13 protein-coding genes are annotated in these 13,367 nt (G+C 41.4%); 4 read left to right on the top strand and 9 right to left on the bottom strand.

Annotation, left to right across the window (positions count from 1 at the left end):
* Positions 1 to 80: 80 nt before the first annotated feature.
* The gene (locus WDA22_16435) at positions 81 to 578 is read right to left on the bottom strand and encodes a ferritin (GenBank protein ID MFA5835067.1); all 498 of its coding nucleotides are present in this window, start codon (positions 576 to 578) and stop codon (positions 81 to 83) included.
* Positions 579 to 644: 66 nt separating this feature from the next.
* Positions 645 to 1,811 carry a T9SS type A sorting domain-containing protein gene (locus WDA22_16430; GenBank protein MFA5835066.1) on the bottom strand — a complete coding sequence of 389 codons (1,167 nt, stop codon included), beginning with the start codon at positions 1,809 to 1,811 and terminating at the stop codon, positions 645 to 647.
* Between the two features lie 35 nt (positions 1,812 to 1,846).
* On the opposite strand from WDA22_16430, the gene WDA22_16425 reads away from it, so the two are divergent.
* Complete coding sequence (locus WDA22_16425) at positions 1,847 to 3,493, top strand: S41 family peptidase (GenBank protein MFA5835065.1); 1,647 nt, start codon at positions 1,847 to 1,849, stop codon at positions 3,491 to 3,493.
* Positions 3,494 to 3,595: 102 nt separating this feature from the next.
* Here WDA22_16425 and WDA22_16420 read toward each other — a convergent pair whose 3' ends face one another.
* Positions 3,596 to 4,243 carry a deoxynucleoside kinase gene (locus tag WDA22_16420; protein ID MFA5835064.1) on the bottom strand — a complete coding sequence of 216 codons (648 nt, stop codon included), beginning with the start codon at positions 4,241 to 4,243 and terminating at the stop codon, positions 3,596 to 3,598.
* A 143-nt stretch (positions 4,244 to 4,386) separates the two neighbouring features.
* Between WDA22_16420 and WDA22_16415 the strand changes: the two genes are divergently transcribed.
* The 3 genes from WDA22_16415 (at position 4,387) to WDA22_16405 (ending at position 6,859) form a co-directional block, all read left to right on the top strand.
* Entirely contained in the window at positions 4,387 to 5,565 is a 1,179-nt protein-coding gene (locus WDA22_16415; GenBank protein ID MFA5835063.1) for an aminotransferase class I/II-fold pyridoxal phosphate-dependent enzyme, read from the top strand.
* Positions 5,562 to 5,846 (top strand): YciI-like protein, encoded by a 285-nt coding sequence (locus tag WDA22_16410; GenBank protein ID MFA5835062.1) that lies wholly within the window; start codon positions 5,562 to 5,564, stop codon positions 5,844 to 5,846. Before WDA22_16415 ends, WDA22_16410 begins: the two co-directional genes overlap by 4 nt.
* Before the next feature lie 218 nt (positions 5,847 to 6,064).
* A complete protein-coding gene (locus WDA22_16405) occupies positions 6,065 to 6,859 on the top strand; it encodes a hypothetical protein (GenBank protein MFA5835061.1) in 795 nt (264 codons plus the stop codon).
* Positions 6,860 to 6,963: 104 nt separating this feature from the next.
* Here WDA22_16405 and WDA22_16400 read toward each other — a convergent pair whose 3' ends face one another.
* The 6 genes from WDA22_16400 to WDA22_16375 all read right to left on the bottom strand — a co-directional run bounded on the left by WDA22_16400 (position 6,964) and on the right by WDA22_16375 (position 13,329).
* A complete protein-coding gene (locus WDA22_16400; GenBank protein ID MFA5835060.1) occupies positions 6,964 to 8,766 on the bottom strand; it encodes a hypothetical protein in 1,803 nt (600 codons plus the stop codon).
* 286 nt (positions 8,767 to 9,052) lie between these two features.
* Positions 9,053 to 10,159 (bottom strand): insulinase family protein, encoded by a 1,107-nt coding sequence (locus WDA22_16395; GenBank protein MFA5835059.1) that lies wholly within the window; start codon positions 10,157 to 10,159, stop codon positions 9,053 to 9,055.
* The gene (locus WDA22_16390; protein MFA5835058.1) at positions 10,053 to 10,586 is read right to left on the bottom strand and encodes an insulinase family protein; all 534 of its coding nucleotides are present in this window, start codon (positions 10,584 to 10,586) and stop codon (positions 10,053 to 10,055) included. Before WDA22_16390 ends, WDA22_16395 begins: the two co-directional genes overlap by 107 nt.
* Positions 10,586 to 11,935, bottom strand: coding sequence for a pitrilysin family protein (locus tag WDA22_16385; protein ID MFA5835057.1), 1,350 nt, complete (start codon positions 11,933 to 11,935; stop codon positions 10,586 to 10,588). The genes WDA22_16390 and WDA22_16385 overlap by 1 nt, the downstream gene beginning before the upstream one ends.
* Positions 11,936 to 12,019: 84 nt before the next feature.
* Positions 12,020 to 12,667, bottom strand: coding sequence for a hypothetical protein (locus tag WDA22_16380; protein MFA5835056.1), 648 nt, complete (start codon positions 12,665 to 12,667; stop codon positions 12,020 to 12,022).
* Between the two features lie 182 nt (positions 12,668 to 12,849).
* Positions 12,850 to 13,329, bottom strand: coding sequence for a CoA-binding protein (locus WDA22_16375; GenBank protein ID MFA5835055.1), 480 nt, complete (start codon positions 13,327 to 13,329; stop codon positions 12,850 to 12,852).
* Between the last annotated feature and the right edge of the window lie 38 nt (positions 13,330 to 13,367).

Raw genomic sequence — 13,367 nt, 5'->3', positions numbered from 1 at the left:
GCCGTCGGAAGGATGGCGTTTTTTTCAGATTAGTACAGAAGAACTGTTTGTGCAGAACGACAATCGTCCTTCACTCAGGATTATTTTCCCGTTCGAGCTCCTAATTGGCGGTCGAACATCATTAGACTGACCGGAGAATCACCGACCTTTTTCAACAAATCGACAATCTCGGTTGCATTCTTTTCTTCTTCCACCTGTTCAGTGATAAACCACTGCAGCATGATCTGTGTTGGATAATCATTTGTTTTCATTGCCGTTTCATACAACGCCGTAATTGAGGCACTCACTTTTTGTTCGTGCTCCAGAACTTGTGTAAACAGTTGAGAAAGATTCTTGAAATCACCTTTTGGTTTATCAATTGTTTCCAACTCTACACGTCCGCCACGTTCATGAATGTAATGATAGATTTTCATTGCATGCTCGCGTTCTTCTTCGCTCTGTACGCTGAGCCATTTTGCGCAACCGGGATAATTTTCCGATACACAATATGCAGACATGGAGAGGTACAGGTAGGATGAAAAGAGCTCCTTGTTGACCTGCTCGTTCATTGCTTTGAGCACATTCTTTTCGAGCTTCATACAATATTCCTTTATTGGTAGTGTGTGATTGATGGTAAGATAACAAACTTTTAGACAAATGTGTTTCTATTTAGTCAATATCATTTTTCTGATATTATGATAATTTCCCGCATGAAATCGATAGAAATAAACACCACTAGCAAGGGAAGAACCGTTAAAAAATAAAGAGTATGAACCTGTTTTTTGTTGTTGGTGCACCAATGTTGCAATCTCCCTTCCGAGAATTGAATAGACCTTTAGAGAAACCATTCCCTCTACAGGTATTTGATAAGAGATTGTTGTAACAGGATTGAACGGATTGGGAAAATTCTGTGAAAGTGAATACGAAGAAGGAATTACATTGTGATACATATCGACAGAGAGGGGTTTTGATCCATATTCTTTTCCATTAATTCGGGCATATACAAGGGAATCATAATATGACTCCATTACAGAATGCTCTTCGCGCACCATTCCAAAGCCATAGGAATACCTTTTAACGATGGTCACATCGATTGTCAGAAGAGTTACTATACTTCGCGTTAGCGACTGTTGATGAAAAACGGTGTCAGGGGAAAGCTTGATGAGTTTTCCAGACCGAAACGATGTATTAAGTATGTCTGCGGCTGTTGAATCCGCCAGACTAAATTCTACATTCATTCCGGGAGCGGTATGGGGGAAGCCTTGATAAAAGTTGCCGTTGCTGCTGTCGAACCGTTCAACCGTTAGCTTCGACGAACCATCTTTGGAATTCTTTTCTAAAATCTTTTGATACTGTTTGTTTTCGAAGAGTGTATCTCCGACAATTTCCCGGGAAATGAACATATTATCGTAATATGATGGAGAGGGGTGACTATTTCGTTTATAGATCCAAACGTTCATCTTATGAAGAGGATGATACATTGAAAGTGAATCCATAATATGTTTTTTGGGATCAACAACACCTTTTAAAATCGTTCGTGTGAAAACCACTTTCCCGAACAATGTATCTTTAATAATGGATTGTGTTATGTATTTATAATTTGTGTGAGGATAGTAATATCGAAGGACATTCCCTTTTTGATATGGATAAAACAGGGAATCTGTTGCCGTCTGAGAATATGCAACCGAACAGAGTGCTAGAGCAAAGAAAAAATAGATGGTTTTTTTCTTCGTTTCGGGGAAAGATGTTAACAATTGTTCCACTTTTAAACGTAATGCTACGGCTTGTGAAAAGCAACACAGCAATATTGACCAAACTTTTCTATATTTCATCTAACACAAAGAAGACAATTATATCGGGAAGAAGTATGAAGAGAAAAACAATCGTTATTTCATTGGCACTTTTTGCCATAAGTGTTGCAGGGTTTACGGCAATCGACAACGTCTATCTGAAGATCAATCAGAATATAGACGTATTCGGTCGTGTGTATAAGGAGATCGTCAGCAATTATGTTGACGAGGTTGATCCCGAAAAATTTATGCGGTCGGGAATTGATGGGATGCTGGAAACGCTCGATCCTTACACTGTTTATCTTGCAGGAAAAGATGAAGATGATATCGATCTCTTAACTCATGGACAATACGGTGGAGTCGGGATCTCTATTGGTGTCCGTGACGGAGTGCTGACGGTGCTCGCTCCGACAGAAGGATATTCTGCATTTAAACAAGGCGTGAAAGCCGGCGATATCATCATCGAAGTAGATGGTATAAAGATTACCGGAACAAATCCGGATAGCGTGCGCTTCAAAGTACGCGGTGAACCGGGTACAACAGTGCGGATGAAAGTTGAACGTGAGGGAGAAAAAAATCCGATTGAGTTTACACTTGTTCGTGAAGAGATACAAGTGAACAATGTTTCCTATTCAGGATTCATTAAAGAGGGAGTCGGTTATATCAGGCTTGAACGCTTCTCCCGCCGCGCAGGTGAAGAAGTGAGACAAGCGATAAAAGAAATGAAAGTGAAAGGAGAAGTCAAAGGTATTATTCTTGATCTTCGCGATAATCCAGGAGGATTGTTGGAGGCGGCAGTGGAAACAGTCAGCAAGTTTGCAGCGAAAGGAAGCACAATCGTCACAACGCGAGGAAGAAAAGGTTCCGAAGAACGAACCTATACTGTTGATGAAGAACCAATCGCTGCGGATGTTCCAATGGCTGTGTTGATGAATAAAAATAGTGCCAGCGCCAGTGAGATTGTTGCGGGTGCCATTCAGGATCTTGATCGAGGAATTATTGTCGGCACACGTTCATTCGGCAAAGGATTGGTTCAAACAGTTATTCCGCTCAATTATAATGCATCCATGAAAATCACTACAGCGCGCTATTATATTCCGAGTGGCCGAAGCATTCAGGAGATTGATTACCTTCATAAAAATAAAGATGGTGTTTTTGCTACAACACCTGATAGTTTAAAGCGTGAATTCAAAACAGCAAAAGGGCGAATCGTAAAAGAGCTTGGAGGTATTTCACCCGACTCAACGGTTGACGAAATTCCATACAGCTCCTATTACGGTGAACTGATGCGAAAGGCGATGTTTTTCAAATTTGCCACGACATATGTCGTGAAACATCCGGAAGTAACCGGTGAGTTTGCTGTGAACAACAATGTGATGAAAGAGTTTGAACAATATCTGAGCGATCAAAAGTTTGAGTTTGTGGAACCAGCGGAAAAGAAATTGTCCGATCTTAAAGAGCAAATGAAAAAAGAAAAGTATAGTTCAACATCGCTTTCATCCATCGATCTCTTAATCACACAAATCCACAGTGAGAAAGTGAACACATTTGCTCGATACAGCGAAGAGCTAAAGAATGAGCTTTCTGAAGAGCTAGCTTCACGGTATAGCGGAGAAAAAGGACGGGAACGTATATCGTTAGAGCATGATACGCAGGCACAGACCGCTGCATTACTTCTCTTAAATAAAAAAGTGTATGAAGGGATGTTGAAGCCTAAGAAGTAGTTGAGTATGGAGAAATAAAAAACCCGAAGAATGATGCTCTTCGGGTTTTTAGTTTTAAAATCATATCGCTGAAATCTTTAAGATTTCGACGATGTGCTATACTTAATTTTCGAATAGCTGCAATTGTGGTAACGCATTCTTCACTTCATTCACGATGAACTCGAAATCTGAAGGGCGATGGACGAAATCAAGCGGATCACTTTCGATAACGAGCAGCGGACCGATCTTGTAATATCCAATCCATTCCTCGTAATGACTGTTCAACTGTTCCAGATATTCTCTTGGAATGCTCTGTTCATATTCACGTCCGCGCATTTTAATCTGCGAAACAAGTGTATCCACTGTGGAGCGAAGATAGATGAGCAGATCTGGCGGTCTCAGATATTCCATCATCACATGGAAAAGGGAAACATAGTTTTCGTAATCCCGCTTATCCATTTTTCCAATCATATGAAGGTTTTTGGCAAAGATTTCTGCATCCTCGTAAATTGACCGGTCCTGAATCACCGATTTGTGTGATTCGACGATCTCTTTGTGGCTTTTAAACCTGTTCGCTAAAAAATACATTTGCAGGTGAAATGACCAGCGGTTCATATCCCCGTAGAAATCAGAAAGATATGGATTGTCTTCCACCGATTCGAAATATGGTTTCCAGTTGAATCGTTCGCCGAGCATTCGTGTCAGCGACGATTTACCTGCACCGATGTTTCCGGCTACAGCAATAAAATATTTGTTTGAGTTATTGTTCATATAAGTATGAAGAAAGTAACAAAGATTTTATCGAAAACAAATTCCCAAATTTGGTATATTATTTTTATAGTACAATACTTAGACATCGTTAAAAACCTTCTATTATAGAGACAGTTGCGTTTATAATTTCGTAGGAAAAAGTCATGGCAAAATCGAAAAAATTTGAAACCAATGCGATCCGCACACAAGCGCCGCGAAGCCAAATGCGTGAACATTCTGTTCCGCTCTATATGACATCCAGTTTTGTCTTCGACGATGCTGAACAGGCACGCGCACTGTTTGCCGATGAAATCCCGGGAAATATTTACACCCGATTCTCCAATCCCAACAACACCGAGTTTATTGAAAAGATGTGCTTGCTGGAAGGGGCGGAAGATGGTATCGCCACGGCGTCCGGGATGTCCGCTGTTTTTACCAGCTTAGCAGCGTTGTTGAAATCTGGAGATCATCTTCTTGTCTCACGTTCTGTGTTCGGTTCAACACATCAGATTCTAACAATGATCCTGCCGAAATGGGGAATCACCCACTCCTATGCGGATGTTGATAAGCCGGAAACATGGGAAGGACTCATTCAAAAAAATACAAAAATGATCTTTATCGAAACACCATCCAACCCTGCGCTTGATATTATTGATCTTGCTTGGATTGGAACACTTGCGAAAAAACATAACATACTGCTAAATGTCGATAACTGTTTCTGCACGCCATATCTGCAACAACCGATAGCATTTGGTGCGGATATTGTCATTCACTCCGGAACAAAGTTTCTTGACGGTCAAGGAAGAACAATCGGTGGAATTATTGTGGGAAAAAAAGAATTGATTAAAGATGTCCGTTTCTTTGCACGGCATAGCGGACCGTCATTATCCCCGTTTAACGCGTGGATCCTTTCAAAAAGTTTGGAAACATTATCCGTACGAATGGATCGTCATTGTGAAAATGCAATGGCACTTGCACAGCGACTGGAGCAGCATCCGGAAATAGAAAAAGTAAAATACCCTTTCCTTCCTTCTCATCCGCAATTTCAACTTGCGAAGAAACAAATGAAACTCGGCGGCGGACTCGTTACTTTTGTTGTAAAAGGCGGAATAGATAGGGGCAGAAAATTTTTGAATTCATTACAAATGATTTCTCACACAGCAAATCTTGGTGATTCAAGATCCATCGCAACACATCCTGCATCCACCACGCACTCGAAACTGTCCGACGCAGAACGAGCGGCAGTCGGAATATTGCCGGGACTGATCCGCGTCTCCGTTGGATTGGAACATATTGATGATGTTATCGCAGACATTGAACAAGCATTGGAGAAGAGCCGATGAACTATTACGTCTTGATCTACTATGTTGTGGATGATTATGTTGTGCGAAGAACACCGTTGCGTGAAGAACATCTTCGTCTTGCGAATGAAGCATCTGCAAGAGGAGATCTTGCATTTGGCGGTGTATTTACCGATCCTGCTGATCGATCCGTTCTCGTGTTTACCGTGAAGAGTCCGGATACGATCGAAGCATTCGTCAAGAACGATCCATATTACAAAAACGGTATAGTAAAAAAATATGAGATCCGTCCATGGAATGTGGTTGTCGGTAATAAAAAATAGTATGCTACGTGATCTATGTGCTTTTGTGGTTTACTGTTAAGTATCCCCGCCTTTCTCAGTACGAAATTCTTTCACAATTGAAAATCTTCGGCTGAAAATTTCACAAATAAGAATTTGTTATCTGCTTTTCCTATAGGATTTTGCATATTCTTTCGGCATACACTTTGCACAATTACCATTCATCAAGAGTCATATTTCACAACATTACTATTATCTTTATGAAACGAACATACCATCTTTGGATACTTGCCTTAATGATTACGCTGGGATCAGCTGTTTATCAACGAATGACCGGTCCCTCATACCCAAAACAATACGTTACCTTGCTGGATGGAAAAGCGATTGAAGTTGTTTTAGAGCGAACCCATGGCGGTGAGAGCGACCATCCTGTTACCGTCCGATCAAATAATGCCAACATCACCGGAAAAGTGGAGTGGAAACGATATAATACGAATGACGCGCCTGCATCCATCCCGATGGTTATGAAGGAAGGCATTCTTTCTGCCGCTCTTCCTCAACAACCGCCAGCAGGAAAACTTCAGTATACCGTCTTTCTGACGGACGGTAAGCAAACATTTTCTGCTTCAACAGTGATCCGTTTTCGTGGAGACGTTCCTGCGCCGGTATTGATTCTTCATATTGCTGCAATGTTTATTGGAATGCTTCTTTCAGCGAGGGCAGGATTGGAATTCTTTGCAAAAGAGCCTTCATTTAAAACAATCACGTACGCAACATTTATCGTGCTAACGATCGGCGGAATGATTCTCGGTCCATTGGTATTGAAATACGCATTTAACGAATGGTGGACAGGTTTTCCGTTTGGAACTGATATTACCGATAATAAAACATTGATCGCATTCCTTGCGTGGCTGGGTGCTTCCATTGCTGTACAGAAGTCAACAAATCCAAAACGATGGGTGCTGGGTGCTGCAATAATAACGCTGATAGTTTTTTTGATACCACACAGCTTATGGGGAACAGAACTGGATTATAACACAATGAAACCGAATTAACGAAGCGCTCCTTTTGTGTCTACCTGTTTTAGGACGCTACAGAGATAAAAATAGAAAAGCCGCGAAATGATCGCGGCTTTTTGTTTTACTCTTGAGAATGGTATTTACACATTTGCCATTACCGGCTCATGCAGTTCGTGACGAATCTGTTCAAGCTCTGACATCACATCATTCTTTAAAACTGCTACTTTCGATTCAAAATCGGCATAGAGTTGTTTGTAGTATATGATCCCCTCATCAAGATTTTGCTGGAAGAGTTGATAATACTTCATTTGTTTTTCAGTGAATGGTTTCGGTGTTTCATCCATCATATTCTTCAAATAATCCACATACAACTGCAATTCTTTCACAAATAGATTCGGACGGTTCGCTTCGTTGACGATGGATGTTCTTCCATAGATGTGATCAATCATTGTTCGCAGCGAAACCACTTTTTCAAAGTACGCAATGTTCGGTCCCGGACAGACGGAAACACCCGGACCTTCTGTCCGCGTGCTTAAATTGTTGACAATCAATGCCGACGTGCCTAGTCCGACACAGATGCACGATTTATCGGTAATCGCATCGAATTCCTTCAGCCGATCTTCTTCACTCAATCCCTTTTCATCAAGAAGGTTGATTCGAAGATTTTGATACTGTCTTGATGCGCGGCAGATAGCACGTTCACCGAACTCTGTATTCAGCTGAATATATTTCTTCGGGCAGGAACTTCCCGGACGTCCTTTGTCAATCAACTCCTGTTTTTCCATATCCTTGGTGTTGCCGCGTAGACTATTAAACGGAACTCCGAGCGGAGAAATATTGCTAAGGTACAAATCCTCTTCTTTTGCTTTGCAAAGAAGTTCGCGCGTATGATCATCAACGTTTGTCACTTCGGAGCATAATAAGAACGGTGAGCCCCATCCGATGGAATCAAGTCCGTAATATTCGAGTAAAAAATTATGTTCTGCCGCTGTTCCAACTCCACCTTGCGCAGTGATCTTGATTGGCAGAGGAGAAAGGGGAACGGGACGATTTTTGTTCTTTAACGCTTCCGTCACAATGCCATGTGTCGTTTGGATCAATTCCTGACGATTTTTTTTGAACTCTTCCAAAATCGGTCCCATCAGATATCCGTCGGTTGCAAAAGCATGGCCGCCGCAGTTTAAGCCGGATTCAATACGATATTCCGAAACCCACAATCCTTTTTTCGCAAGGAATTTTCCCTGGATGATGGCAGAGCGGTAGTCGCTTACTTTCAGAATGATTTTCTTTTTGATTTCACCATTTTCATCGGGATAAAAGTCTTCGAATTTTTCAATGTAACTGTACAATCGTGGATTCATACCGGCGGAAAAAACGATACAGGAACGCAAGGTGCTTTGAGCGTAACCGCGAAGGGCAGCATGAGCATCATTATATTCATGCGATAATTTTACATCATCACGGTAATTATCTTTATCCAGCTTCGTCATGATATTCACATCGATGCTTCCGGGATGAAGTTGTTTGTCGATCCAGGCTGCAATATCCTCGCGCACGGTATTGTTTGCAATCATTTCCTGGAACTGTTTCTTCACCGCGGAAAAATCGGGGAGCATATCGATGTACTTTTGCACTTCTTCGCCGGTTTCATAGATGGAACGTTTGACTTCGGCAAACTTGGTTTGAACGACTTGATCCACCATGTTTAAATACGCGGTGATGCGTTCGGCACGATGATCGGTGCTGTTCTTTTCGGTGATCGGAGAGAACGGAAGTTCCAATTTCTTGCAATAAAATTCCCTCATTTTTTCAACGAGGATATCATCCACAAGAGACATGACAGATGATATTCCGTAGTGTGCCACTTTAATCGGTGTGTCAATGGTAAATCCGATTCCCATGACAGGAACATGGAATGTATGTAAGGATTGTTGCGTGTTCATTGTACCTCTTGTAGTTATACTTATATAAAATACACTTTTTATAGGAGTTACACAAAATATACTTTTTTGGGAACATTACACTCCTTTATGATATTGTTGATATGATTTCTCTAACTATATATACAGCTATGAAATGATTGGGTTAATAGAGTTGTTCATCAGTTGATTCTCAATTGAAATGAAAAAAAAAGGGATCCGGATTGAACATCCGAACCCCTTTTTGGTTTTGAAGCGCTTACTATATAACGTTGACCGTCACCGTTAAGGTGACGGTCAACAGAGAGAACTATTTGAATGTATCTTTCGAATCAACGATTGTCACATTCTTTACATTGAGCTTATATGTTGCGACAGCATCGTCTTCGGCAAGAACTTCTTTGGGAAGTCCGGCTTTCACCGCTTCGGAATATGTCATCGGTGACGGAGTGTTCTCCTTTAAACTTTTCGCCAATGCTTCCGCTTCACTCTTATCGGTAACGATGGTGACAAACATGTTATTTGTCCGCCAATATTTTTTGACGGCGCCATTCACATCTTTCGCGGTGAGTTTTGCCAGTTCCTTATCCACTTCGGAAATGAAATTCTTTCGTCCGTAGAATTTGGAATCCATCAAATATCCGAGTTGTTCGTTCGGTGTCTGAACATACAACTTGATATAACTTCGAAGGAATGTCCGCGTTGCTTCAAAATCTTCTTTGGATAATCCATTGCGGATGATGTTGTCCACTTCGCGGACTGCTAATCGCAGGGCAAAATGAGCATGGCCGACCTTTATATCGGCAAGTTCTTTGTACTGCATCTTCAATTGTTTTGCGATTTGCACGGGACGAATCCAAAGCGCGAAGTAATTTGAGCTGCGCGGTACACCGGACGGAGGAAGCATGTAGCCGCCTCCATTGTTATACCATTCAATGTAGGAATAGTCCCCATAGTTCATGGAACGGGTTTCACGGAGTTTTTGATACAATTGCCCGTATGATTTACGATGCTCGCCGAGATACGAATTTGCCACCATCAATGCGGCAAAATCTTTACTGGAACGTGTAATGGCAAGAGGTGTTCCGGTGAAAATTGCCGAGCCAAACGCATTATCCTTTGCGATAATTTCGACCTGCACACCTTCCGGGATATTTGCTTTCGCTGATTTCGGCGCAGCAAATTTTTTCTCGGAAAGAAGCGTCATATCGGATGTTAATTGTTTCAGGAATGCATCCGAATAATTTCCCACAATGCCGATGGTGAGATTATTTTTTGTGAAGACATTGGCAAAATGCTGTTTGATATCGTCAAGTGTGATTGCTTTTACGCTTGTTGATGTTCCCTGCACTTTGTGTTGATAATTCGTTCCCCGGAAGAGAAGATCTTCCAGTGCTTTTTTTGCTGTACTCTTCATCGGACGAAGCGCGAATGACCTGGTCAACATAGTTTTGCTGATTTTTCATCACGCGTTGAAAATCTGTCTCAGCAAATGAAGGCGTTAGTATTAATCCTTTAATGATAGGATAAAACTGATCCAGAAAATCGACATGTACGGCAAACGTGAATGTTGTTACTTCTTTATCCACTTGTGCATAATACCCTGCAGCCCACGGATAAATTTTATCCTGGATTTCACTGAAGGTCATTTCTTTTGTTCCGCCTTGTGTAATCAAATTTGCAGTTGCAGCAGTGAGTCCTTCTTTCCCTTTCGGATCGGAAATGGAACCATTGGCAAATCGTAATTTAATAACCACTTTATTAGAAGTTGGCTGTTTAATCTCCACCAGTTGTTGTGCAAAGATCGATGCTGCAAAGAGTATTGTTAGAATAAGTGTTTTCATTATTTCACACCTCCTTGCGTATCGGCTGAGATTGTTGCAACAGTCAGTCCCGATGGAACATAATATTTTGCAGCGGTAGCTTTCAAATCATCCACCGTCACTTTTTCATATAGTGTATAGAGCCGGTTTAGCGATTCCGGATCGCCAATGAGCGTGATATATGTGCTGAGTGAATTGGCAATAGTTGAAGGATTATCGATAGACATTGCGAAGTTATATTTCATTCGCGATTTCGTGTCGGCAAGATTTTTCTCGCTTGTACCGTTTTTCTTAAAATCTTCGATCGCTTTCATAATTTCATCTTTCACATACTGCATATCCTCTTTTTTAATGAGGGATGCTTCGATGGAAGAAAGATATGGATCGCGAGTGAACAGCATATCGCCGCTCAGGTTGCGGACTTTCTGTTCTTCCAACACTAATTTTTTATACAATGGCGATGTTTCGGCGAAAAGAATCGCATTCAACACATCGATTGCAGGAACGCTGATATCGACATCGCTGTATGCCGGGGTTTTGAAGTTCAGGCTGAGATATGGAGGAATTGATCCGTTCTGCAGATGTGTATACCGTGCGGTGTCTTGTAGCGGTTCCGGAGCAACAACGGAGACGTATGTTCCATGTTTCCACATTCCAAAATATTGCTCAGCAAGAGCGTTCACTTGTTCCGGCTTAGCGTCGCCCACAACAACAATTGTCGCAAATTCAGGACGATAGTAACGGTTAAAAAACTCGAGAGAATATTTATATTGATTCGGCATATCGATGATGTCCTTCAAAAAACCCATCGTTGTATGCTTATAGGTGTGCTTATCGAACGCGGTGTTGAGAAGGTTTTCTTCCAATTGAGCGTATGGACTGGCATTATTTTTTGTGTATTCACCTTTTACGGCGCCGGCCTCGGTCTTAAAATCATGCTCAGTGTAATTCAGATTCATAAAGCGATCGGCTTCGATCTCGAACATAGTCTGTAATTTGGTCGCGTCGCCGGTCATATGATAGATGGTGCGATCGAACCAGGTATTGGCGTTTGCTCCTGCACCGACTGATTTCAGCACTTCGTTATATTTATCGCGGGGGAATTTATCCGTTCCACGGAACATCATATGTTCAAAAAAGTGTGCAAATCCGGTCACGCCTTCTTCTACTTCATTGCGCGAACCGACTCGCACAACAATAAAAAATGACGCTAACCCGGGACTATCAAACTGTACTGTAACAACGTTCAATCCGTTCGCCAATTGTTTCTGGTGGATCGGGTAGGGAAGAATCTTATCCTGTGCGAATAGAGGACCGTTCCAAACCGTCGTCACCAGCAGTACGGCGATGATCATCAACAGCGTTTTCATCGTGTATCTCCTTGATGTTTTATAAGAAGACATTCCAAATCTTTCAGATTTGGAATGTCTGAGTGTGTAGTGATAATAATGTACTTAATCTTCAATTAGTAAATAATCTATTTCTTTAAAATCGAGTTTCCGATTGTGAAATTCACGGTATCCATCCATACCATTAAAGAAGGAAAGGACATCTTGTCGTTGCAACATTGAAGCGGGCCCGTTTAATAATGGTGTAAATGAACTCCACGGATACGTTTTGAAATCATCGACAATTCCATGATGCGAAGGATTCGCATGGATGTAGTATATGAGACGCGTATAATACAGATCATTGTCGATGAGCTTGCGACGAAAGTATTTTTGAAATAAACTTCCCGTTAATTGATTCTGTTTGTTGATCGCTTTTGCATAACTCAAAAAGAATCGTCGAAATTGTTCGCTGACGATTTTATTCGGCAAGAGAATGTTCGAATTTGTAAGATTTTGAAAGCCATGTTTTGCATACTCCAAAATGTCTTTTTTACTCTTTACCCGGAGAAGAAAATGAAAATGATTTTCCATCAAGCAGTAAGCATATGTATCAACATATCCGGAGAGATACTGAGTGTATTTCGACAAAAAGTAACGGTAGTTCTCCTCTGAAAAGAAAATGGCGTTCTGTTGATTTCCTCGATTATAAATATGGTAGAATTTTTCTGGTTCGAGAGGTCGATTCTGATCGTTGAATTTGTATGAATCCATAAAACGATGAAGTTATAGTGAACAGATTTTCCAAATCTCGAAGATTTGGAAAATCATTTTGAATAAAATAAGTTTGGGGAATATTACCTGAAAGGCAAGAGAAAAAAATTTTGTGTGACTGCGAATTGAGTCAAAGCATCAACACATCTGACAAATGACGGTGCAGACCGATGTTCAACAACTCATGTTAATTTTCCGGTGATCGATAAAAACCATTTGATGCATTTGTGCCCGACATCGGCGTCGTCGCAAAACATCATCGGGCAGGCACCCGGGATTACCGTTATTCCATTATCGCGGCATTTTTTAACAACATGCGGCTGAGCGCTTGAACCGGAAGAAAATGTCGTTCCTCCAAAATGGTGAATCCAAACGAACGGGATATGAAGAGCGATACATTCATCAACGATACGTTCGGTATTTTCCGGCTTTGCCGCGACGAACACTCCCTGCACCAACGTGGGAAGCGAACCGAGATTTGGATAACACGGTTCATTTTCAAACGACGTTGTATTTTTCCCTACGGCGTACACCGTGCGTGTTGGCGTTTTCAATTTTTTATAGACGCCGTTGGCAACAGTCTGTTTTGATGATGAAATTCCGATGACGGCGATGGATTTCATCGAAAGGAAATTATGAGCGAGGGTGGAAATAGAGTCCATAAAATTTTATAGAATATTTATTGAAGGAGGGTAAAAAG

Source organism: Bacteroidota bacterium (genome assembly GCA_041658205.1).
In the GTDB taxonomy this organism is placed as follows: Bacteria; Bacteroidota; Ignavibacteria; order UBA10030; family UBA8401; genus UBA8401.
Note: the sequence above shows the minus strand (reverse complement) of the source record. Positions and strands in the feature narration are given on the sequence as shown.